This is a genomic window from Leptolyngbya sp. CALU 1928 (genome assembly GCF_056784215.1).
In genome coordinates, this window is the sequence record NZ_JBXBCE010000001.1 from 481,302 (window position 1) to 505,451 (window position 24,150).

The window sequence follows — 24,150 nt, forward strand, 5'->3', positions numbered from 1 at the left end:
ACTTGCTATCTGAAACCTAGTAGTTGCGCCATTTTATGAATGGGACGTTTTGCTCTGAACGTCAATTAAACATCAACATCCTAGTTGAGGTGCTACACTCTACTCACCCAAATTGTAACAATATTGTTAAGAAAGATGTAGCCTAGGTTGCTTTTTTTCCTAGCTTTCAATGGTTCTTTAGATTTATGTCTCTAGAGAGTTTGTAGATCCAACTTATGGGCAGTAATTTATCTAAAAAGGTGGAATTTGCGTATTTAGATGATCATTAGTCACCTAGCCGCGATCGCTGAAGGAAAATTCTTCAAAAGTTAGCATCTTTAGTCATGCGTGTAGCGCTAGTTTCGTCTCTATTCAGAATCGATCAACTGTTTGAATTGATGAGGTAAAAGTATGGTGAGTTTTAACGCTAAGCCCAGTGTTTCAGTCGCGGCTCCAAAACCAGCCAGACCCATTGCTTTCTCTCGCCCACTGGTTCCCGGTCGTCAGGCAATTGCATTGATTTCTGACCATGGCGATCCGGCGGCAGATATTGGCAAGGAAGAAGCAGGCGGACAAAATGTTTACGTTCGTCAGGTTGGGGAAGCGCTGGCAAAGCTGGGTTGGCAGGTTGATATGTTTACCCGTAAGACGAAAGCAGACGACCCCAGCATCGTGCAACACTCGCCCCATTGCCGCACCATTCGGCTGGTTGCAGGTCCTCAAGATTTTATTCCTCGCGATCAGCTTTTTAGCTACATGCCAGAGTTTGTCAGTGCATTTCAAGCGTTTCAAGCAAAAGAAGGCACTAACTATCCATTGATTCACACCAACTATTGGATGTCGGCTTGGGTTGGCTTGCAACTGAAGCAACAGACTAATATTCAACTCGTTCATACCTACCATTCCTTGGGTGCTGTGAAATATCAAGCGGTTCCCCTGCGTCCGGAGATCGCGGATACTCGTTTGAGCATTGAACAAGAAGTCTTAGAAAATGCGAATTGCATTGTGGCGACCAGCCCTCAAGAAGAAGAAACGTTGCGATCGCTCGTTTCTCAGTCGGGCTGCATCGAAGTGATTCCTTGCGGCACCGATATCGAAAATTTTCATGCCATTCCTAAAGCTGAAGCGCGCGCCCAACTTGGATTAGGACAGGATGAGGCGATCGTGCTTTACGTCGGACGGTTTGATCCCCGCAAAGGGATTGAGACTCTCGTGAAAGCCTGTGCAAGGCTGAAAGACGGGGTGAACTGCCGCGTATTAGGCGTGGATGGGTCTTGTCTAATGCCTACCCCCTATGCCCTAAACCCCTCCAAGCTGAAGCTGGTGATTGTGGGCGGGAGTGAGCCTGATCAAGCCGATGGACAGGAACGGCAGCGAATTGAAGCTAAAGTGCGGGAGCTAGGATTGGCAGACCAAACTCAATTTGTGGGGCGTGTTGGACATGATTTGTTGCCGCTGTACTACACGGCTGCGGATGTGTGTGTGATTCCAAGTCACTATGAGCCATTTGGATTGGTGGCGATCGAGGCGATGGCGTGCGGCACTCCAGTGGTGGCTTCCGATGTGGGCGGATTAAAGTTTACCGTGGTTCCCGAAGAAACCGGTTTGCTGGTGCCGCCGAAAGATGTGGATGGGTTTGCTAATGCGATCGATCGCATTCTCAGCCAAGAGCTTTGGGCGAAAAAACTACGGCGACAGGCATCGATTCGAGTTCAACAAAACTTTAGCTGGTCAGGAGTTGCCGCTCACCTCAGCAATTTGTATCGTAATCTTTTGGCACAGTCGATTTCCCATGAAGGCTTGTGGCAACCTAGCAGCCAGCGTCTTACAACTCCGGCAGCGGCGATGACAAAAGCATCCTAGGAGCTACTCTTTCCATAAGGCGATGCCGCCTAGCAGTCCAGAGACATTAGGCACCACTTTGACTGTGGGCGGTAATTCTATCGTAATAAATTTGGTGTTTCCACCTCCCAGATAGAGAGTGTCGAAGTTGAAGAGATGCTGTAGAGTGGCGATCGCTTTTTGAAGGCGATCGTTCCACCGTCTCTTACCGGCTCGATCTAAGGCTGCTCGTCCCAATTGTTGCTCGTAGGTTTCACCTTTACGAAAACGGTGGTGTCCCATTTCCAAGTTAGGCACTAGCTGACCATTCAGGAATAAAGCAGACCCAAACCCAGTTCCCAAGGTGGCGACGAGTTCTACGCCGACTCCGGCGATCGCACCCAACCCCTGCATATCTGCGTCGTTAATTGCGCGAGTGGGTTTCCCAAGAGCCTCTGCCACTGCCGTGGCAAGATCAAAATCCATCCATTCCGGCGTGAGGTTCACCGCCGTTTCGGTGATGCCGTTGCGAACCACACCTGGAAACCCCACGGAAACGCGATCGAATTCTTTGGTGGCTGCCAGTTCCCTCACCATGTCAATCACCACGCTAGGAGATGGAGTTTGGGGCGTATCTCGGCGATCGCGCTCCGTTAGCGGTGTTCCTGCTTCATCCAGCACCATCACTTTGATGCCGCTTCCACCAATATCTACTGAGAGTGTTTGCTTACCCATTCTGTTCAGGTGATTTTTCAAAGTTTAGTAGTCATTTATCAGGCTGTTGAGCCGCAACAGCGCTATCAAAAAACATCCCATGGAAACCGAAGAACCTGCTAAGTTCTTTCTCAATTCTTTAAAGAGTGATTCTAATCTTTAAAGAGTGATTCTAATCGACCCAACCCAAATCTTGGTCAGACAAGTGACCCGGAGAGTTACCCACTGGAAAGACTGGATGTGCCAAAGACTGTTGCTGCCGCCGCAAGAACTCCTGATGGATTGAGGTTGCAGATGCCAAAGGACTCTTCTTGGGTTCAACCGGAACAATCGGCGAGGGCTTTGGAAGGGAGGTTTTGGAGGAAGGAGCAATTTCCTTAGGAATCGTTGCAGGGATTGCCACAGCCTGTTGTTTTACAGCCAGATCTTGCTTTAGTTGAGAATTGACCTCGACAAGCTGCAAGATGGTTTGTTTGGCTTCGCTGAGTTCAGCGTCTAGCTGTTGATTGCGCTTTTCGGCTTTCTCTAAAGTGGGTTGTAGTTTTTTTGAAGTGGTTATCTGATCTTCAAGCTCAGCTTTTAGATTCGTAACTTGTTGATTTAAATCGGTCACCTGCTTCGCTGCCGTTTCCAGATCGGCTGTTAATCTGGTGACTTCTAACGCGATCGCGGCTGCTTTTTCTTTAGAGGCTGTAGTTTTAGAAGCTGTAGTTTTAGAAGCATTAGAAGACTGAGGGCTAGCAGCAGCCCGTAATCCGGTCGTTGTGCTTTTGCGTTTTGTCGCAGTTTGGGATGGAGTCGTGCTGGACGAGATCGCTTCGTCAGGCGTTGTTTCTAGCTCTGTTTCAGCAGGCTTTTGCGCTTCCTCACGCAACATATCTGACAATCGTTTTCTAACCATTAATTTCTCCAATCGCGCTGAATTTCATCGGCTACACGGCGATAATCGGCTTCGGCTTCCTTGGCGTTTTTTCCTCGCCATTGGGTAATAGCGACTCCATCCAAGGCTGCCCGTTCATGAGCTTTATAGGCTCGAATAAATGCATGACAGGCAGGAATCCCTAATTCCATTAGAGTATTCTGCGCTTCTAGAGCTTCCCCTAAGCAGCGCGGATCAACCTTGGTCAGCAAAACCCGATGGGCAACACCTACCGGGGTCACGGTTGCCCTCACGGTTTCAATCAATGCAGCGAGATCCATCGGCGCGGGGGGTGTGGGCAATACAACATAATCCGCAGCCGGAACAACGGCAAGCAGTGCATCTGATCCAAGAGCGGGGGGCGTATCTACTACAATCACCTGATATTGTTGGAGCGATCGCAAATTTGCCAACAGCAGTGGATCGGTTTCTTTGGTTATATCAAACTTAACAGGCTTGTTGCTGCGCTCAACCCACCAAGTCGCCGAGCCTTGGGGATCGGCATCCACTAGTAGTGTGGTGTAGTGTTCAGCCAACGTAGCTGCCAAATTGACTGCTGTTGTGGTTTTGCCAACTCCACCTTTGCCATTGAGTACCACCAATACCCGACTCCCTAGCTCAAACGAGCTGTCCCCTTTCTTAATGGGATCGGATGTAATCTGAGAAGACACTTGCACTGCCACGATCGCTCACAATATCACTGACCTAACGGGAAGACTATAACGTGTTCTGCCGAATAAACTCGCCTACTCCTAAAAATATTTGTTTCGGGTTGCAGGGAGCAGTGCGTAGAAGTAATCCTATCTCTCTTTACTCCTTGACCTCTCTACTTTTTTTAGGATACGAGCGCCTTTTTGGGCAGGGTTTCTGGTTCTGCTTGAGCAGGATTCAGATCCGGCTCATCGGCGGCGGCACCCAACATCCCCCGATAGAGATTAATGTATTGCACTGCCGATTGATCCCAGCTAAAGTCTTGCATCATGCCGCGCTGCTGTAACTCGCGCCACTCTTTTTTATATTGGAACCCTTCCCACGCTCTAACTAGGCAGGTGTACAAATCCAACGGCTCGTAGCGATCGAAACAGTAGCCCGTACCCGACTGATTCATTGGCTCATGATGCTGCACGGTATCTACTAATCCACCCGTTCGCCGCACCACAGGAACGCAGCCATAGCGCATTGCCAGCATTTGGCTAATGCCGCAGGGTTCAAAGCGGGAGGGCATGAGGAAGGTATCGCAGCCGGCATAAATCCGTCGTGCCAAAATATCGTTATGCAAGAGATAAACCGACATCCGACCGGGATAGCGAGAGGCTAGCTGCCACATTTGGGTTTCATAATAGCGATCGCCCGTGCCCAGCAAAATCATTTGGGCATTGCTGTATGCCATGAAGCGATCCAAAATTTGGATGACTAAATCCAGCCCTTTTTGTTCGACCAAGCGGGTGATCATGCCCATCAGAAATGCGCCAGAATTCATTTCTAAGCCGACTTCTTCTTGCAGGGCAATTTTATTGGCGGTGCGATCGTCTAAAGTCTCCGGTGTAAAGGTGTGCGTCAGGCTCTTGTCGGTCGCAGGATTGTAAGATCCCGCATCAATGCCATTGACAATCCCAGACAGTTTGCCGCTGACAAAAGACATTAATCCTTCTAGCTGTTCGCCGTAGGCAGGCGTTTGAATTTGTTGGGCGTAGGTGGGCGAAACGGTGGTCACGCGATCGGCAAACTGCACCGCTGCTGCCATGGTGTTGTGTCCTTGCATGTACCAAGGGCACCAAGTTATTTGCTCCAAATACCAGCGCCAAGGACCTTGATATGCCAAATTGTGAATCGTGAATACGGTAGAAATGTCAGGAGTTTCATGCATCCAGACGGGGATCATGCCCGTATGCCAGTCATTGCAATGAATGATTTGGGGTCGCCAAGCATAGTTCCAGGCAAACTCAGCCGCGCCATTGGCAAATAGTGTGAACCGCCATGCTTCATCTTCGCCTCCATAAACGCGCCGAGGCACAAACGCAGGGTGCCCAAACAAATACACGGGCACATCAGAATTAGGCAGTTTCGTTTCAAAAATTTGGACATCCTGAAACATGACTTTGCCTTCCCAAATCGGCTCTTTGGGAACTTTTACCTTTTCGGAGATAAACCCGTAGTAGGGCATCAGAATCCGCACATCGTGCCCCATTTTTCTCAAAACTTTGGGCAGGGCACCAACCACATCCCCCATGCCGCCCACTTTGGCAAATGGAGCGGCTTCTGCTGCAACAAACAGGATTCTCATGCTGGTTTCTATCCCCTAAACGGTCTACCCTTGCTCAGTTGACGACCCAATCAGAATTTGCTCAGGTTCGCACTGTGATCATAAACCAGTAGGGGACGCTCCTAACGGTTCAGATGAACGGGAAACTGCGAAGAAAGCATCGGAATCAAGGGCGATCGCCCAAATACATCCAGCGTGTGGTGTTGTGGTGTTAAAGCAACCATAAAATGCCATGAATATTTAGAAATAGCCATTCAACGCCCGAAGCACCGCCCCGTTAGCATAATTTCTGCGGTTTCTACTGGATCATCAGCAGAGCGAGACAGACTGGACAGTATGGGTGCCATCTTTGAATTGCCTTAAAATTCAGCGTACTGGGGCGGACTTGCGCCAATCCGTTCTGTAATCCGAGGGTATTTCACCTTGGGTTGTGGTTCCATAATCGCCACAACACCCACCTGATGCCACCAATCATCGCCAAAATCAAACCAATAGCCGAACAGTTCCTCGATCGCTAAACCTAGCGCTCCAATTTTGGTCTTGGCAACGTCCCCAGCCAACGGTTCACCAAAATCATCTTCTAAGGTCATCGCTAATCCGTAGCGATCGGCATTGGGATCATTCGGTCCGTTGCCTCGTAATTGGAATTCATACATGTGTTCTTCTTCCCGATCAAATGCCTTGAAGATAATCTGATGCAAATCTGCCAGCGTTTGATCGCCCCGAATCTCGATTGTTCGGATGACTTGTGGATTTTTCTTAACGAACTTCTCGGTAATCGGACCGTCAAGCAACACAACTTCCAAAACATATAAAGCCTGGAGAGCCTCTGGAGAAGGCGATTGATTTGCAGCCACCCGCTTTTTAGATTGGACGTTACGAGTTTTGCGCGGAGCAAGAGGGGTCTGAGAGATGGCGTTCGAGATCGCGTCACTGTTGTCCTTTTGTCCTGGAATGTAGGGAATCAGCCCTTTCCGATAGGCTTCCACCTGTGCCCCAAGGGGCGCGTTTCGGATATCCATGATGAAGCCATTCACCGTCAGCATCCAGATCAACGGATTATCCTCTATCCGGCTAGGCAAACACCAATCCGGGTCAAGCTGCCGCATCTTCAGCGTATCCCGCACCAACTTCGATTTGCCTTGCCCGGTACTGTCAGCCACTCCAAACCATCGATAGAGTTCACTGGCACTGATATGAGGAGTCTGAGAACTATCAAACAGAAAATTGACCATCCCGATCGCATGGGCAATGCCACAAGCCCAGGTTTTTGCCTGTCCCTTATCGAGCGGAGAAGGTCGCTTCCGACAGAGAGCAGCCGTGGCTTGCCGCATCAGTTGGGCGTACTCATCATTGAGATGCTGCCGTGCAAATTCATCGGTGAGTTCAACAATGCTATTGAACTTCGCTTCGCTTGCCTTGGGAACATCTTCAGAGCGTTTGGATTTAGTCATGACGCTGGAGCAATGAGAAATCAGGTAGATGCGATGAGCAATTGTGTTATGAACAGTGCAGCCTAGGTCTTAAAATCTTAATCCATTAATCCATCGGTAGGCGCGATCGCCCCTCACTCTTCCCTAAAACTCCATCGAAATCGCGCCAACCTGCTGCTCAATTAGCGCCTGATCAAGTTCGGGATAAACACCAGCAAACTCCTGGTAAGACTAACGATGATTAAGATCAAAGCGATTTGCCACCTTTGCCTATTCGCGATCGAGGGTGGAAATAATCTCATCCAAAATCGCTTGGGCACCCTGTTGACGTAGCTGCTGGGCAAGCTGGATGCCGATTTTATCTGCATCGATCGCCGCTCCTGTGACCGTATCTTGCACCAACCGCTGACCATCCAGGCTAGCTACAATGCCCGTCAAGGTGAGTGAATCGCCTTCCAAAACGGTGTTTACGCCAATGGGCACCTGACAACCGCCTTCTAATTCACGTAAAAATGACCGCTCCGCATAGCAACGATAGGCAGTGGGTAAATGCTCCAATGCCTTCAGCACCGTGAGTACGTCATCATCCCCAACGCGGCATTCAATCCCCAAGGCACCTTGACCTACGGCATGGAGAGAAATATCTGCGGGAATTGCCTGATGAACGCGATCGCCCATCCCTAAACGCTGCAACCCCGCCACCGCCAAAATCAGTCCGTCATATTCACCTGCATCCAGCTTTGCCAGCCGCGTATTCAAGTTGCCGCGCACATCTTTAAAAGCAAGATGGGGAAAATGGTGGCGCAATTGTGCTAGCCGACGTAGCGAAGAGGTGCCAATCACCGCCCCTTCTGGTAACGTTTCAAGCTGAAGACCCTGGTGTTTGGCGTGAACCACCAGCGCATCGGCAGGGTTTTCTCGCTCAGTCACACAGCCCAGCATTAAGCCATCGGGCAGGTTGGTCGGCAAATCTTTGAGGGAATGAACCGCAAAATCAATATCCCCATTGATCATGCTAACTTCGAGTTCTTTCGTAAACAATCCTTTATCACCGATTTTTGCCAGCGCCACATCCAAAATTTTGTCCCCTTGAGTACTCATCGTGTGAACTTCAAAGGTGATATCTGGAAACGCGGCTTGGAGGCAATCTTTTACCCAATAAGTCTGCACTAGCGCCAGTTGGCTTTTACGAGAACCAATACGAATGGTGCGGGTGGAACTGGAAACCGTGGGTGCTGCGACTGTAGACATGGCGCAAATTTAAGGGGTCTTTAATAAAGTAACTTTTTTCACCTTACCGCAGTGTGACTACCAATTGACGGGCTTTTCAATTGGCTTAAGTATTACAGATAGTTAAGCTGGCACTTAAGCGGGGAAGTTAGGAACCTTCAAGGTTTTCTCCTAGGTTGCTCATGATCCCGCGATTGCGGGTCGTATGTGTGGTTAGATTTTACGTCCATTTGATCAGAATCGATCCATCGCTCTGCTTCCTAATCGCAATCTCACTTTCAACTAAAACCGCGATCGCTCATTAGTTTCTCTCTGCGATCGCGTTTCCCAAAAATGGTCTTATGGCGATTGGGCAGTGTTCTAGGCGGGTGGATCGAAAGCTAGATGGACAATCCAAACTCATAACGGTTGATGAATAGTCCAATAGCTACACCATGCAGCCAGATGGACTTGGAAAAGCAAATGGTTTTACGCGTCAGTCGCTTAATTCTGGTGCGTAAGATCAGGTGTTTGCGCTCAATAGTTTGAGTATTGACTTTACCAACGGTGGCAATCGCCGAATGGAAGTGGCGATCGCGTCCAACAAAAAAGGTAGGAAGATTGTCCTTCCTACCTTTGTGGATTTAGTTGCGTATTGAACTGCTACTCAACCGCTTGAGGCAAAAGTTCGCGTTGTTCGCCCATAAGGACTCTCACTTGACCTTCCTCATCCACATCCATGATGGCAGTATGACCATCTTTAATCCGACCCGACAGGATTTCTTCCGCAAGGGAATCTTCTAGCAGGCGCATGATGGCACGACGCAATGGACGGGCACCGTAGGCAGGGTTATAGCCTTCCTTGACCAAGCGATCCTTAAACTTCTCGGTGACTTCCAAGGTAATACCTTGCTCTTGCAATCGGTTAAAGATGTCTTTGAGCATGATATCGGCGATTTCCTTGATCTCCTCTTCCTTCAGTTGACGGAAGACGATGATTTCATCCAAACGGTTCAAAAACTCTGGGCGGAAGTAGTTCTTCAGTTCTTCATTGACTAAAGAACGAATGCGGTTGTACTGAGATTCAGCCGCGTTCCCTTCGGACGCAAACTCAAAGCCCAATCCGCCGCCACCTTTTTCGATGACCTTAGACCCAATGTTGGAGGTCATGATCAATAGGGTGTTTTTGAAGTCTACTGTGCGTCCTTTGGCATCGGTCAGGCGACCATCTTCCAAGATTTGCAGCAGCATGTTGAAGACATCAGGGTGAGCCTTTTCAATTTCGTCGAATAGCACCACCGTGTAAGGACGACGACGCACCGCTTCCGTTAGCTGACCGCCTTCGTTGTAGCCAACGTAACCTGGAGGTGACCCGATCAGTTTAGAAACCGTGTGGCGCTCCATGTATTCCGACATATCCAGGCGGATCATCGCTTCTTCGGCTCCGAAGAAGTAGGTTGCCAATGCCTTCGTCAATTCGGTCTTACCCACCCCGGTTGGACCAGAGAAGATAAAGCTAGCGATCGGTCGGTTTGGATTCTTCAAGCCAACACGGGCACGTCGGATGGCACGAGATACTGCTTTGACGGCTTCTTCTTGACCAATCAAGCGTTGGTGCAGGGTGTCTTCCATGTGCAGCAGCTTTTCGGATTCCGATTCCGTCAGCTTATTGACTGGAACACCTGTCCAAGAAGCCACGATCTGAGCGATGTCTTCTTCGCCAACCTCAGGCATTTCGCCGCCTTCACCCGATGATTCGGTTTTTTTAGTCTGAGCGATCGCCCGGATTTCAGCCTTGATCTCCATTTCGCGATCGCGCAGTTGACCTGCTTTATCAAAGTTTTGAGACCGAACGGCATCATCCTTATCTTTTAAGACTTGGCGCAGTTCCTTGTCTAACTCTTTAGCCGCAGGAGGCAACTGAGAGTTGAGTAGCCGAACGCGTGAGCCTGCTTCATCTACTAAGTCAATCGCTTTGTCAGGAAGGAAGCGATCGGAAATATAGCGATCAGACAGCTTAGCGGCAGCTTCTAATGCGAGATCGGAAATTTTGAGCTTGTGATGTTGCTCGTAGCGTTCCCGCAGACCCCGGAGAATTTCAATGGTTTCATCCACCGAAGGTTCACCCACCATGACAGGTTGGAAACGACGCTCTAGGGCTGCATCCCGCTCAATATGTTTGCGGTATTCATCTAGAGTAGTGGCACCAATACATTGCAGTTCGCCCCGCGCCAACGCTGGCTTGAGGATATTCGCTGCATCGATCGCGCCTTCTGCTGCCCCTGCACCAATTAGGGTGTGAACTTCATCAATCACCAGGATGACGTTTCCGGCAGAGCGGATCTCATCCATGATTTTTTTCAGACGTTCCTCAAATTCACCCCGATATTTGGTGCCTGCAACCAGTAGACCAATGTCTAGAGTGACAACACGCTTATCTTCAAGGATGTCGGGGATGTCATCATTGGCGATGCGCTGGGCTAATCCTTCCGCGATCGCGGTTTTACCTACGCCGGGTTCGCCAATTAGGACTGGGTTATTTTTGGTTCGGCGACCCAAAATTTGGATCACGCGCTCAATTTCCTTTTGGCGACCCACCACTGGGTCAAGCTTTCCTTCCGCCGCCATTTGGGTTAGGTTAGAGCCAAATTCATCCAAGGTTGGAGTTTTGGTGCGCCCTTGAGAACCACCAGAGGTAACCTCCGCCGTTTCTCCCAGCATCCGAATCACTTGAGTGCGAACCTTAGATAAATCAACCCCTAAGTTTTCTAGTACTCTGGCAGCAACTCCCTCTCCTTCGCGAATCAACCCTAAGAGAAGATGCTCTGTTCCAATATAATTATGTCCAAGCTGGCGAGCTTCCTCTAGCGATAGCTCCAAAACCCGTTTCGCTCTGGGAGTGAAAGGGATTTCTACAGCTACAAAGCCAGACCCTCGACCAATAATCTTTTCAACTTCTATCCGGGCATCTTTAAGATTGACACCCATAGATTTTAGGACTTTGGCAGCTACGCCAGTCCCTTCTCCAATCAGACCCAGGAGGATCTGCTCTGTACCCACAAAATTATGCCCCAGGCGGCGCGCTTCCTCCTGGGCAAGCATGATCACTTTGATGGCTTTTTCTGTGAAGCGTTCAAACATGGTTTAGTTCCTGTGTCGCCTGCTGCATTGCCGGGTAGAGTTGATTCTAACACAGTAAAATTGTCCGTCTGTTTGCGATAAACAGACGAAAGCATACGTGATTCCCGTACCTTAGCGAAAAATCGCTTCCCAGAACGAAACCAAAACTTGAAATATTGCCACAGTTGAAGATTCTTAACTGAAAAGATATTAAAAGTCAAGTTTGAAATTGCGAATGACAAAGTGCGAAATACGAAGGGAAGAACAGGAAGCGAGGAAAAAGTAGTAATCAAATGTTAGGCGTTGGCTATTTGTATTCGCCATTCGTCACTCGTCATTCGTCATTCAACTGCCAGCCCGATCGCCCCAAGCGATCGCTAGCGGCTTGCTGCCAATCTGCCAAGGTTGCTGGAAAGTGAGGGTGATGCAGTCCACCTCGCCATAGCACTAGGGCATCTTCACCTGTTTTTGCGTAGTAGCGCTTACGCCGTCCTGCGGTTTGAAAGCCAAATTTTTCGTAGAGCGCGATCGCCGCTTGATTGGACACTCGCACTTCTAGGGTTGCCCGCTCTAGACCGCGAGCGTGGGCAGCTTTTAGTAAACAGTAGAGTAATGCTTGCCCCAATCCTTGCCGTTGATAGTCAAAATCAACCGCTAATAAGGTGATGTGGGCTTCTTCTAAAATTGTCCAAGAGCAGCCGATCGCAAGCAGGGAAGGCGGGTGTCGGGTGTCGGGTGTTGGGTATCGGGGATCAAGGACTTGGCTCTGCAACACGAGTAGATCACTGTTTGGGCTGTCGATTTCTCGCTGATAGCCGTCTAAGTTCCACAAGCCACCCAAACAACGGCGATCGAGATCAAGGGCATTGGGCAGATCTTGAGGAGTAAGCACTCGAACTTGGAGATTACGCACAAAAGTTAATCGATCAAAGATATCATTGGCAGTCGATTGTAAACTGATATAGTTAGCAATTGCTGCATACCTGCTATTTAGGACTTTCGATCGCGTAATGGTATCGACTCGCCCCGCCAAAACTCAATCTGGTCGTCACTACCTACCAGAACTTTCTAGTGCATCACTTTCGCCCAATCAGCAAGTATTTCCGCTGACTGCTCAGGTAAATCAGGCGGATCACTTGGAGGTAGGCGGTTGCGATGTCGTTGATTTGCTGCAAAAATTCGGTTCTCCTCTCTATATATTAGATGAGAAAACTTTGCGGACTGCGTGTCGGCAATATCGGGATTCCTTTGCAAAGTATTACCCCGGAGAATCCCAGGTGATTTATGCATCGAAGGCGTGGAATTGCTTGGCAGTCTGCGCGATCGTGGCATCTGAAGGGCTAGGAATCGATGTGGTTTCGGGCGGCGAACTCTACACGGCGCTGCAAGCAGGCGTTGATCCGATCCAGCTATACTTCCACGGCAACAATAAATCGCGGGATGAACTGGTGCTTGCTGCGGACTCAGGCTGCACCATTGTGATAGACAACTGGCTGGAGCTAAAGACCCTAGCAGAAATCTCTAGTGAGAAGCATTCAAATCCTGGTGCACCCACAATTCGCGTGATGCTTCGGCTCACGCCAGGAATTGAGTGTCATACCCACGACTACATTCGCACCGGCAGCATTGATAGCAAATTTGGCTTTGATCTAAACCAATTGGATCAGGTCTTTCAATTTCTCGTCCAACATCCAGAGTTATCTTGTGTTGGGCTACATGCTCACATTGGTTCACAAATTTTTGAACTGGAACCCCATCATGATCTAGCGGATGTGATGGTGCAGTGGTTGCTCAAAGCAACGCATTACGGTTTGCCGATCGCAATTTTGAATATTGGCGGCGGTTTAGGCATTCGCTACACCGAATCGGATGATCCCCCTAGCATTGAAGCATGGGTAAAAACCGTGTCTCAGGCGATCGCCCAAGCCTGTGATGCTCATCAGGTGCCTTATCCTCTGCTGATCTCTGAACCGGGGCGATCGCTGATCGGCTCCGCCTGCGTCACTGGATACACCATCGGGGCGCAAAAAGTGATCCCCAACCTGCGAACCTATTGGTCTGTTGATGGTGGCATGTCCGATAATCCTCGCCCTATCACCTACCAATCGGTTTATCGAGCCGTAATTGCCAGTCGGATGTCTGCCCCATTAACGGAAACCATTACGATCGCTGGAAAGCACTGTGAATCGGGAGATGTGCTGATCAAAGATGCCCAATTAGCAACCGCGTCACCGGGAGATACCCTCGTCATTCCGGCGACGGGAGCTTACAATTACAGCATGTCATCCAACTACAATCGCATTCCTCGTCCAGCCGCAGTATTGGTCAACAAGGGCGAAGCAAACTTGATCTTACAGCGCGAAACCTATGACGACCTAATTCGCCAGGATCGGTTGCCGGAACGCTTAAGACAGGGAGCGATCAAGGCTTAGAGTGAACTGAGTCTCACGATGTAGCACGGCATGACCTTAAACGGCAAAAGGTTCAACCAGATCAATGGGAGATTTGTGGAAGCAATGGCTGGTAAATCCTGGTTGGACAAAACCCTTATGCTTTTTAGCCTTCCAAAACCTGCTCACCCGATTTCTGCCTGAAAATATTGCCGAAGCACTCTGGTCACTCTTGGATGTTGGGTTGGTCGTCACCCTAACCTACATGATGCTAGTCATCATTGGAGAACGCCGGACTCTGTGGATGGTAAGGGGATTTATTATCCTCATGCTGGCGGCTGCCGTTAGTACTCGTCTAGAGCTAAGGCTGCTCAGCTTCGTATTGAGCAATCTGGTGGTTGGTTCTGCGGTCGCAATGGCATTCATTCTACAATCTGAATTCCGTCGTTTTTTGGAACAGTTGGGTCGAGGTCAACTTTTACAGCTAATTCAGCCTTATCAACGGAGCGCTCATAAGTCTACTGATACGGTAGATGAAATAGTTGATGCCGTCAAAGAACTCTCCCAAAATCGCACAGGCGCATTGATGATTATTGAAACCGCAAGCCCGATTGATGAACGCGACTTTTCGGTGCCAGGAGTGCGTCTCAATGCAGAAGTTTCAAAAGAGCTTTTGCAAACCATTTTTCAGACCAGTACGCTGTTGCATGATGGAGCAGTGTTGATTCGGGATACACGAGTGGTGGCAGCAGGTGTAATTTTGCCGTTGTCTGAGCGCACCGCTTCCCGTCAGTTGGGCACTCGCCATCGAGCCGCCATGGGAATTACAGAACGGGTCGAAAACTGCATTTGTGTTGTTGTATCTGAAGAGACAGGCTCTATTTCCTTAGCGGAACGGGGTATGCTAAATCGTCCTTTAACGAGCAGTAAACTAAAAGAGCTTTTGGATGCGCGGTTATCTCAATCCGTCGATCGCGAAGCCGTTGCCCCTAATTTGCGAACCATGGGTCGCCAACTTGCTGCTAATTCGTGGTCGTTGATGAAACAAGCAATACCATGGCGGAAACATAAAAAGTAGATAAAGCCTGGATAGGCGATACACCCAAATCTTCCTAGCCTGAGCTTCACTGGACATAGGGCACAATCGATGGAGAAACCATGACTGCACACTCAGTTGCCTTGCAAAAGCTGCCTGCTGACCTTCTACAAGATCGGTTGCCAAAACACGTTGCTGTGATTATGGATGGCAATGGTCGTTGGGCAAAGCAGCGCGGAATGCCTAGAATTCGCGGGCACCAACGGGGAGCGGACGTTTTAAAGGAATTGCTCCGCTGCTGTAAAGATTGGGGGATTCAGGCGCTCACAGTCTACTCTTTTTCAACCGAAAATTGGGGACGACCGTTGGAGGAAGTCGAATTTTTGATGATGCTTTATGAACGTGTTCTCAGGCGAGAACTGGAGGAACTCATTCGGGCAGATGTGAGAATTCGGTTTGCTGGAGACTTGAGCGCATTGCCTGAGGTTCTGCGGAATCGGATTGACCAGGCTGTAATAGCAACTCAAGATAACCAGGGAATTCAGTTTACGGTTGCGAAAAACTATGGGGGACGGCAGGAGATTGTGCAGGCATGTCGGGCGATCGCTCAAAAAGTTCAGCAAGGTTTGATTGACCCAGAACACATTGATGAAGCCCAGTTTGAGCGCCATCTTTATACGGCTGGCATTTGTGACCCAGATTTACTGATTCGTACCAGTGGCGAAATGCGGCTCAGCAACTTCTTGCTGTGGCAAATGGCGTACAGTGAAATTTACGTTACCGATACGCTATGGCCTGACTTCGATCGCACTCAATTTCATCAGGCATTGCTTGACTATCAACAGCGCGATCGCCGATTTGGAAAATTGTAAGCCAGTCACCTTAGAAGAAAAATCCACTTGGCATAGACCAATTGGCATAGACGAATGCTGACTGAACCAATCGCGGATCAAGTAACTCCTGATTGTCGCGGGTAATGAATTTTCACGGTTAACTTGCAATGATTCCCTCTCGTCGTGTTTATGGCTTACTGCTTTTAGGAACTGCGATCTCATTAGGGATTGCCACGGTGGGCAGTACCTTGATCAATCCGCGTCTTCTAGGATTTGCCATCGGATTGATTTTAAGCTTCGATGCGGTGGTGTTGGGTTTAATGGTGCTAGATGGACTGACTGGAAAAGCAAATCGAGTGACAGTGACGCGCGATCGCCTAGAGCGGCTCTCGATTGGGCGGGAGAATCTGGTGCGGCTGACGGTGAAATCAGGAAAACACCCCACAGTCCTGCAAATTCGGGATTATGCCCCTCAAGAGTTTTCCACCTCTAAAGGGATTTTGTCTTTGAATTTGTCGGCTGACCAAACCCAAGAGTTGACCTACACTGCATTTCCGTCGAAGCGGGGTGAATATGAATGGGGCGATATTCAGGTGCAGCAGTTGGGGCGGTGGGGCTTGGCTTGGCATGACTGGAAGATTCCTCAGAGCCAAACGATCGCAGTGTATCCCGATTTGATCGGGCTGCGATCGCTCTCGATTCGGCTAACTTTGCAAACCACAGGAAACATGCGGCAGGCTCGCAGGCACGGCATGGGCACCGAGTTTTCGGAATTGCGCGAATATGCCAGCGGTGACGATACGCGCTTGATTGACTGGAAGGCAACGGCGCGGCGCAGTCGAGTGGTGGTGCGGGTGTTGGAGCCAGAACAGGAGCAAACCTTAATTGTGCTGTTAGATCGGGGGCGGCTGATGACGGCACAGGTGAAAGGCTTGGCGCGGTTTGATTGGGGGCTGAATGCTACGTTGTCTCTAGCGTTGGCAGGCTTACAACGGGGCGATCGCGTCGGGGTGGGAGTGTTCGATCGCCAGATCCATACCTGGATTCCACCAGAGCGGGGGCAAACTCAACTACCAAAAATTCTAGAGCGGCTCAGTCCGATTCAGCCGGAATTATTGGAACCCGATTATTTAGGAACCGTGAGCGCGATCGCCACCCGCCAAACTCGGCGCGCCCTCGTGGTGTTGATCACCGATCTAGTGGATGAAATCGCCTCAGCAGAATTGCTGGCTGCCATGACTCGCTTAGCTCCGCGCCATCTCCCCTTTTGCGTCACCCTGCGCGATCCCCAGGTTGATGTCAAAGCTCATACCCCCACAAACACAGTTCCTGATGCTTATACCCGTGCCGTCGCCTTAGATCTGTTGGCACAGCGGCAACTTGCCCTAGCAAAACTGAAACAAAAAGGGGTGTTAGTTTTGGATGCCCCCGCCGATCGCCTGAGTGAAGAGTTAGTCGATCGCTACCTACAACTCAAAGCCCGAAATCAACTTTAAAATGTCTCCTAAAATGCCTCTCCCATCTTTAGTTCAGACTCCGCTTGAATAAGCAGCCCGGTTTAGGGCACTCTGGTACGGTGGAAAAAAGCAGGGGCAATCAACTATGAACCAGGGTGGATTGGGACAGAGACAACAACCTCAGTGGAAGCGATGGATTCCAACACTGTTTGAAAATCCCGGTGACTCCGGCGCTGCGAGTTATGACCACTGGCAGCAGCAATTCTTGCTGAAGCGCTTGCACATTGCCATTGGGCTATGGCTGCTCTATCACCTCAGCTTTCTCCCGTTTGATCTATCCAGTGCGCTGTTTGATCGCGATCGCTTTAACAACCTTTGGCTGACCGTTTCGGCGTATAGCTCAATTGGCTTGCTGATTTGTTTGGCACTGTTGCAGACTCGATGGGGACGGCAACATCTAGCATTAGTTTTTCTGGGTGTTGCTTGGAGCGTTCCTCTCACGTTTAACATTTTGCTGACGATACGCGGTCAAATTGAAACCAACTACTATCTTTGGATGATGCCGTTTTTTGCCCTAGCAGCCGTTATTCCAGTGCGATGGCGGCTACATTTAGCGGCTCAACTGGGCATCATTTTGTACTACGTGGGAGTGAATTTAGTGTTGGGTAATCGCATCACGGCAACCACCGGGACGACCGTTGACTTGCCCGAAGAAACTTATCTAACGCTGTTTTGGTTTTGTTTTGTCTGCAATCTGTCGGTGTTTATGTATGAGCGATTGGCGCGCATCGTGTTTAAATCGCGTCAAGTATTGATAGCTGAGCAAGCCAAATCGGAGCGCCTGTTACTCAACATTTTGCCCCATTCGATCGCTGAGCGGCTTAAACACGAGCCTGACAGCATTGCTGATAATTTCACCGAAGTGACGGTGCTGTTTGCCGATATTGTCGGCTTTACTCAACTGTCTGCCCAGATGCCGCCCGAAGATTTGGTCAAGCTGTTGAATCAGGTGTTTTCCTTGTTTGACCAACTTGCCGCTCGACATAGCCTAGAAAAGATTAAAACCATTGGCGATGCCTATATGGTGGTCGCGGGTTTGCCAGAAGCGAGAGCTAATCATGTCGCCGCGATCGCTGATATGGCACTCGAAATGCAGCAATCCCTTACCCTTTTAAATCATCAAATTGGACACACCCTTCACATTCGAGTTGGGATTCACACGGGACCCGTCGTCGCCGGTGTGATCGGCTTAAAAAAATTTGCCTATGACCTCTGGGGCGATACGGTGAATACTGCCAGTCGCATGGAGGCAAGCGGCATTCCCGGCGAAATCCAAGTGACGCAAACAACCTACGACTACCTCAAGCAAGACTATCGCTTTGAAGCACGCGGCACCATTCCCATCAAAGGAAAGGGTGACATGACTACCTATCTGCTGAAAGAGCGATCGCAAGCCTCAATCGTCCTGCCCGCCATCCCATCGCCGTAGCGGTACACAGTCAATATCTAGCTGATCTAAGGCACGGGCGACCACAAAATCGACTAAATCTTCAATGGTTTCGGGGCGGTGATACCAGGCGGGAATGGCGGGAACGATGCGAACCCCCGATTCTGCCAGAGTCGTCAAATTTCGCAGATGGATCAGGCTGAAAGGCGTTTCTCGAGGCACCAATATCAGCTTACGCCCTTCTTTTAGCTGCACATCGGCGGCGCGTTCTAGCAGATCAGAACTTAGACCTGCCGCTAGTTTGCCAACGGTACTCATGCTACAGGGGATGATCACCATGCCTAATGTGCGAAACGAACCACTGGCGATCGTGGCTCCCACATTGCTCCAAGCATGACAGATCAATTTACCCGCTGTTTCCACACCAGATTGCTGTCGCCAAAACTCTTCCTGCTGAGCGAGATCCGGCGGCATTCTCACGGACTGTTCAGCCTGCCACACCATATAGACAGACTTAGAAGCCACTAGCTCAACCGCATAGTCTGCCTGCAACAAAAATTTGAGCGCCCGTACCGCGTATATTAGCCCAGAGGCACCCGTAATACCGAGAATGAGAGGAGAGGAATGCACGTTGAAAATTTAGAGAAAGGAAGCCTTCGTAAAAGTATTTCGCAAAATAACTCCTACTACCTCAGCCTATCACTCCTCTCCGCCGTTTTCAGGATTGTCTTCCCTCTCCGTGTCGTCTTGATCATCGCCTTCAATATCGTCATCGCTCGCTTCACTACCGCCACCCACTGCCAATAGGTCGATTTGCTGACGGTAGTAATCGACACTTTTCACCTGAACTTCAATGCGATCGCCCAAGCGATACTGTTTGCGGTTTTTGCGACCTACCAAGGTTTGCTGGCGGGAGCGGTATTCATACCAGTCATCTTTAAGAGAACTGACATGGACTAAGCCTTCAACCAGTAGTTCTTCAATTTCTACAAATAGCCCGTAGGATTGAACCCCGGTAATCAAACCGTGGAAGATTTCACCCGTGCGTTCTCGCATCAGTTCCGCTTTTTTCAGCCCTTCTAGATCTTGTTCCGCTTCTTGAGCAATGCGCTCTCGTTCAGTCAAATGAATCACCACCGTATGGAAATAGGTTTCCAGTTCCTGTTGCATCTCTGGCGGTAGGACGTTCCAGCTAATTTCTCCCTGAGCGTTGCTGTGGCGCAGGTTCACGACTTCTTTAGCGCGGGTTGATTTGCGATCGCGTCCATGGTTAAACACGGCATGAAGCACTCGATGCACCAGCAAATCAGGATAGCGCCTGACGGGTGAGGTGAAATGGGTATAGCCATGATCCAACCCCAATCCAAAATGAGATTTAGGAGTCGTGCTATAAAAACCAGGCTTGAGCGTTTCTAGCAGTAAATAGGTGAGTACCCGCTCGGCATCAGATTCTGCAAACTTCTGGGTAAAGGCTTGATAATCTTGAGGTTTGACTACATCGTCTTGTTCTAGCCGTAAATCGATCCCCATGCTGCCAGACAGCTTCATTAATTCCTGAACATCATCCGGGTCAGGCGTTGGATGCACTCGATAAATACCTGGAGTGCCGAGGGTTTGTAAATGAGAGGCAACTAGCTGATTTGCCAGCAACATCCACTCAGCTAGCATGGCGTGGGTTGGAACAGAGGGAGACACGACCATAGCACCGAGTGCCCCTTCATCGTCGTAGTGGAATTTGGGTGTGAATTGCAGCGTAGTGCCACTCTCAGAGTTTCGGCTAGCCAAGTTCTTTTCTGGCAAGTTGAGTTCAAACGCTCCGCGCTGGCGGCGCTGCTCTTTGAGAATTTGGCTGACTGCTGCCACATTATCGAGCAAATCAAAAATAGGGGCGAAATCTTGAATATCTATCGCCGCAGGCTCAGAATTGTTACGCTCTAAAATTGCCTGTGCTTGTTGGTAATTCAGTTGATAATCAACCTGGATGGCAGTGGGTTGAATCTCATACTCAATCACTTGCCCTACGCTATCAAGGGTGACCAAAACGGAGACGGCTAATCGCTCTTTACCCACGAGAAAGGCGCATAGGTTGCCACTCAACTGCTGGGGCAACATGGGCACAATTAAGTCACCTAAATAAACGGAGACTCCGCGTTTTTGGGCTTCGCGATCGATCGCTGAATCGGGTTCCACATAGTGGGAGACATCGGCAATATGAACGCCCAATCGCCACTGCCCCGCCTCTGTTTTTTCTAGGGTAATGGCATCGTCGATACTGTCAGGATTCGCGTGCTGGCTATCTGCCTTAATAGAAATCGTGGTTAAGTCGCGTAAATCGAGCCGTTTTTTGAGTTCCGTTTTGGTGATTTTGGTAGGAAGGGCTTTGGCAGCCTGCTGCACGGCTTCTGGAAAATTCAGCAGCAGATCATGCTTGCAGCAGACAATATCGACATCGGAGGCATCGGAGTCACCGCCTAAGATCCGGGCAACTTTGCCGATGGGAGGTTGTTGACCTAAGGGATACCGCAAAACTTGAATGTGAACCAACTGGTCGATCGCTTGCTCTAAACTCGTTCCATTCAATTGCAAGTGCAGTTCAAACAAGAGTCGATCGTCTAAGGGAACGGCACGAAACCCTTCATCACCCTGTTTGACTCGCGCCAAAATGGAAGGATTAGACCGCTCTAAAATTAGCTTAACCTCACCCTCAGGGCTGCGGCGACGGCTACCTTCTTTGGTCACTTTAACCAGCACGCGATCGCTGTTCCAAGCGTTGTTTAACTGACTCTCACGGATATAAATATCGTCCGCACCTTCAATATCTTGAATTGCAAAGCAAAACCCTTTGCTAGAGCAACGCAGCTTACCTTCAATGACCCCATCTTCGGTTAGACGGCGGTAGCGCCCTCGATCTTTTGCCAGTACACCAATTTTTTCCAGGGCATCCAACGCAATTTGTAGTTTGCGAATGCTGAGGTCGTCCTTGCAATCTAGTTTCTTTTCCAACGCCTTAGGCGCAACCAATTTATCGTCTGTGAAGTTTGCCAGCAGGGCTGCGATCGAAAAGTCCATGAAGCGATTGATCCTTGTCCGTATGATTGCATTCCAACGTTGCCGTCAATCCAGGGTGTTTAAGCGTGATTCCCTGGATTGTTTCTCTGCCGCTATAGCTCAAATGAGTAGTGCGATGGAGAAGCCCGCAATGCGATGACATCTTGGCATAGCTGCCCTAAGATTTAGAAGGCATCGCAGACGGTTTTTTACTCTCAAGAGATGGATGACTGCTTAAAAGGCACAGTTCATATCTTTAGATTAATCGATCCAACTACCACAATTTTATTTAATCTCTGGAAATGATCACAATCTTCTATAGTTCCCATACTCTAATGAATACTAGGCTTGTTGGGATATAACGACGAAAATCGCTGAAACTCCTGCCTAGAATTGCTTTCAGAGTTTTTCACGGAATATAGCTGAAAAGCTTTCTGGGAAAGGGTTTCAAGACTCTTTCAGCTTATTACCCAACCACTCTACTTTTGCATTGGGGCTAAATCTGTCAAGTTTTGCATTACCACTGCCAATATTTAAGCTGCATTGGGGGCATTGCGATCGCCATACTTGCAAAATAATTAGGCTCTGGCTCAAAAAAGTGCAGATGCCAAGCAGCTAAGGATTGATCCCATCCAGGGGCAGAGGATAGCTGAACGCTTTTACCCAGTGAGTGCAACTCAATTTTTTCTAAGTCGAAAATGCCTAACCCTGCTGCTTTTAGCACCGCTTCTTTACCCGTCCAATAGTGAAAAAAAGCCTGTTGTCTCGCTTCGACAGACAGCGCATTAAGCATCGCTTGCTCTTGTAGAGAAAAGTAGCGGTGGATGAGTTGATCGAGATAAGGAATCTCTTTGAAAAACTCTAGGTCAATGCCAACGGGCTGGAGGGCGATCGCGCAGACAATTAAATCCTCAGAATGAGACAGGTTAAATTCTAGATTGGGCAAGGACGTAACATCAACCCTAGGCTTACCGTGAGTTCCATACTGAAACATGATGGTTTGAGGGTCACAGTTCGCGTACCGTGCCAGGATCGATCGCAAAACACCCCGACTAGCGATCGCCCGATAGCGATGGTGGTCAAATCGCAGCCGGATTGCCCGGTCTTGCTCGTCCTGTGAAAGAGTTTGCAGCAGTTGATCTAAAATCTGTGGCGGTTGACAGGCGCTAGCCCGCCAAATGTGAACAGTGCCATGGATCAACGGAGGCAAATCTGCTGCAATTTCCCACTGAGGATAGGTGATTGCTGGAGTTGCGATCGGGTTGGCGAGATCGTTCATCCTGCCCTCTCCATACACAAAACGGTCATGCACAAAAAAAGAGGTCAGCCGACCCCTTTCCTGACAAGAATTTGAACACACTCATCTGTCTAAAACAAAAATATTAACTACGACAAACCAGTATTTGCGCCCGGTTTGCCAGTTGCCAACTCAACCTTAACAATCTTGCCACCCATTTTTTGAATTCGTTGCTGTTCACGAAACCAGTTTTCGTAGGGAACTAGCTTTGTAAAAAATGTATTCTGGAGTTCGCGCTGCGTCCGAATACGAGTTTGGCTAGGAACGCAAGCAGTAATCTTAAACATGCGCATGGAAAGCTTTCTCCTGAGTGGCTGAAAAATTTTAATCTGAAGCGGAAACCCGCAAATTGAAAGGAAGGCAAGAATTAAAAAGTGAAGACTGAATGCCGAAAAGTAAGTACAAAGAACTTGAGGCAATGGATAACTTTCAATTCTAAATTTCTAACTTTTTTAATAGTAAGGCTGGAAGTTAAGAGTCACACTAGATTATCAAAACTAATCTGCCGATGAAGATAGTCTTCGATGAGCTAATCATCACTCTAAACTTCCAAACCTCATAAAAAGCTATTTCGCTGATGATACAAGCTGACAGCCTTCTCGTTAGCTTAAGCCAGAAGAAATGTAGTCAAGGTAAACGCCTAGCTCTTTACCAGCCTCAGTACCCACTAAACCCGCCGCAACTTCCTTAATGGCTTGAATGGCTTGCACCGTTGCACCAACCGGTACACCTAGGGAGTTATAGGTTTCTTTCAAACCGTTCAAGACGCGCTCATCCAAGATGGAAGGATCGCCAGCCAGCATTGCGTAGGTAGAGTAGCGCAGGTAGTAGTCAAGGTCGCGGATGCAAGCAGCATAACGACGGGTGGTATACATATTGCCGCCCGGACGGGTGATGTCAGAGTAAAGCAGGGATTTTGCCACAGCTTCTTTGACGATCGCAGCCGAGTTAGCGCTGATTGCAGTCGCTGCACGAACCCGCAGTTCGCCAGTGTTGAAGTAGCCTTTTAGTCTTTCCAAAGCCGATGAGTCAAGGTATTTGCCTTGAACATCAGAGGAATTAATGACAGCGGTAATTGCGTCTTGCATGATTGAAATTCCTTAAATCACGTAGTCTTACGAAATGCTTGGGTTACAGATAAAACAGGGGTTGGGTGTCAGAGGTCGGGTGTTAGACAATTTTCA

General features: G+C 49.2%; 20 protein-coding genes and 1 pseudogene. 7 read left to right on the forward strand and 14 right to left on the reverse strand.

The window, feature by feature from the left end:
- Positions 1-390: 390 nt before the first annotated feature.
- A complete protein-coding gene (locus AC1S5B_RS02200) occupies positions 391-1,842 on the forward strand; it encodes a glycosyltransferase family 4 protein (RefSeq protein ID WP_482034086.1) in 1,452 nt (483 codons plus the stop codon).
- Positions 1,843-1,845: 3 nt separating this feature from the next.
- Here the strand turns inward: AC1S5B_RS02200 and AC1S5B_RS02205 are convergent, their stop codons facing one another.
- From AC1S5B_RS02205 to AC1S5B_RS02235, 7 genes and pseudogenes are all read right to left on the reverse strand, one after another.
- Positions 1,846-2,535, reverse strand: a complete 690-nt coding sequence (locus AC1S5B_RS02205; protein WP_482034087.1) for an ROK family protein — start codon at positions 2,533-2,535, stop codon at positions 1,846-1,848.
- A gap of 151 nt (positions 2,536-2,686) precedes the next feature.
- Entirely contained in the window at positions 2,687-3,415 is a 729-nt protein-coding gene (locus tag AC1S5B_RS02210) for a hypothetical protein (protein ID WP_482034088.1), read from the reverse strand.
- Positions 3,415-4,104 (reverse strand): ParA family protein, encoded by a 690-nt coding sequence (locus AC1S5B_RS02215; RefSeq protein ID WP_482034089.1) that lies wholly within the window; start codon positions 4,102-4,104, stop codon positions 3,415-3,417. The genes AC1S5B_RS02210 and AC1S5B_RS02215 overlap by 1 nt, the downstream gene beginning before the upstream one ends.
- Positions 4,105-4,268: 164 nt before the next feature.
- Positions 4,269-5,717: a glycogen synthase GlgA gene (gene glgA / locus AC1S5B_RS02220; RefSeq protein ID WP_482034090.1), complete on the reverse strand. Its 1,449-nt coding sequence runs from the start codon at positions 5,715-5,717 to the stop codon at positions 4,269-4,271.
- 338 nt (positions 5,718-6,055) lie between these two features.
- Entirely contained in the window at positions 6,056-7,150 is a 1,095-nt protein-coding gene (locus tag AC1S5B_RS02225; protein WP_482034091.1) for a DUF6398 domain-containing protein, read from the reverse strand.
- Positions 7,151-7,399: 249 nt separating this feature from the next.
- Positions 7,400-8,380, reverse strand: a complete 981-nt coding sequence (gene hemC / locus AC1S5B_RS02230; RefSeq protein ID WP_482034092.1) for a hydroxymethylbilane synthase — start codon at positions 8,378-8,380, stop codon at positions 7,400-7,402.
- A gap of 359 nt (positions 8,381-8,739) precedes the next feature.
- Positions 8,740-8,904, reverse strand: a pseudogene (locus AC1S5B_RS02235) (IS1 family transposase); the annotation flags it as partial.
- Here AC1S5B_RS02235 and AC1S5B_RS02240 point away from each other — a divergent pair.
- Positions 8,866-8,997 (forward strand): hypothetical protein, encoded by a 132-nt coding sequence (locus tag AC1S5B_RS02240; RefSeq protein ID WP_482034093.1) that lies wholly within the window; start codon positions 8,866-8,868, stop codon positions 8,995-8,997. The pseudogene AC1S5B_RS02235 and the gene AC1S5B_RS02240 sit on opposite strands and share 39 nt — an antisense overlap.
- A gap of 4 nt (positions 8,998-9,001) precedes the next feature.
- On the opposite strand, the gene AC1S5B_RS02245 is transcribed toward AC1S5B_RS02240, so the two are convergent.
- Complete coding sequence (locus AC1S5B_RS02245) at positions 9,002-11,479, reverse strand: ATP-dependent Clp protease ATP-binding subunit (protein ID WP_482034094.1); 2,478 nt, start codon at positions 11,477-11,479, stop codon at positions 9,002-9,004.
- A gap of 313 nt (positions 11,480-11,792) precedes the next feature.
- On the reverse strand, positions 11,793-12,371 hold the full coding sequence (rimI, locus tag AC1S5B_RS02250) for a ribosomal protein S18-alanine N-acetyltransferase (protein WP_482034095.1): 579 nt from the start codon (positions 12,369-12,371) through the stop codon (positions 11,793-11,795).
- Between the two features lie 97 nt (positions 12,372-12,468).
- On the opposite strand from rimI, the gene lysA reads away from it, so the two are divergent.
- The 5 genes from lysA (at position 12,469) to AC1S5B_RS02275 (ending at position 18,663) form a co-directional block, all read left to right on the forward strand.
- Entirely contained in the window at positions 12,469-13,890 is a 1,422-nt protein-coding gene (lysA, locus tag AC1S5B_RS02255) for a diaminopimelate decarboxylase (protein WP_482034096.1), read from the forward strand.
- 64 nt (positions 13,891-13,954) lie between these two features.
- Positions 13,955-14,926, forward strand: a complete 972-nt coding sequence (cdaA, locus tag AC1S5B_RS02260; protein ID WP_482034097.1) for a diadenylate cyclase CdaA — start codon at positions 13,955-13,957, stop codon at positions 14,924-14,926.
- Between the two features lie 80 nt (positions 14,927-15,006).
- Entirely contained in the window at positions 15,007-15,756 is a 750-nt protein-coding gene (locus AC1S5B_RS02265) for an isoprenyl transferase (RefSeq protein ID WP_482034098.1), read from the forward strand.
- A 128-nt stretch (positions 15,757-15,884) separates the two neighbouring features.
- The gene (locus AC1S5B_RS02270; RefSeq protein WP_482034099.1) at positions 15,885-17,213 is read left to right on the forward strand and encodes a DUF58 domain-containing protein; all 1,329 of its coding nucleotides are present in this window, start codon (positions 15,885-15,887) and stop codon (positions 17,211-17,213) included.
- Positions 17,214-17,319: 106 nt separating this feature from the next.
- A complete protein-coding gene (locus AC1S5B_RS02275) occupies positions 17,320-18,663 on the forward strand; it encodes an adenylate/guanylate cyclase domain-containing protein (protein ID WP_482034100.1) in 1,344 nt (447 codons plus the stop codon).
- Here the strand turns inward: AC1S5B_RS02275 and AC1S5B_RS02280 are convergent.
- From AC1S5B_RS02280 to apcB, 5 genes are all read right to left on the reverse strand, one after another.
- Entirely contained in the window at positions 18,631-19,251 is a 621-nt protein-coding gene (locus tag AC1S5B_RS02280) for a flavin prenyltransferase UbiX (protein ID WP_482034101.1), read from the reverse strand. The genes AC1S5B_RS02275 and AC1S5B_RS02280 overlap by 33 nt on opposite strands.
- Positions 19,252-19,320: 69 nt before the next feature.
- Positions 19,321-21,690, reverse strand: coding sequence for a ribonuclease R family protein (locus AC1S5B_RS02285; protein ID WP_482034102.1), 2,370 nt, complete (start codon positions 21,688-21,690; stop codon positions 19,321-19,323).
- Between the two features lie 496 nt (positions 21,691-22,186).
- Positions 22,187-22,948, reverse strand: a complete 762-nt coding sequence (locus tag AC1S5B_RS02290) for a 4'-phosphopantetheinyl transferase family protein (RefSeq protein WP_482034103.1) — start codon at positions 22,946-22,948, stop codon at positions 22,187-22,189.
- Positions 22,949-23,055: 107 nt separating this feature from the next.
- Positions 23,056-23,259, reverse strand: coding sequence for a phycobilisome linker polypeptide (locus tag AC1S5B_RS02295; RefSeq protein WP_482034104.1), 204 nt, complete (start codon positions 23,257-23,259; stop codon positions 23,056-23,058).
- Positions 23,260-23,568: 309 nt separating this feature from the next.
- Complete coding sequence (gene apcB / locus AC1S5B_RS02300; RefSeq protein ID WP_482034105.1) at positions 23,569-24,054, reverse strand: allophycocyanin subunit beta; 486 nt, start codon at positions 24,052-24,054, stop codon at positions 23,569-23,571.
- Between the last annotated feature and the right edge of the window lie 96 nt (positions 24,055-24,150).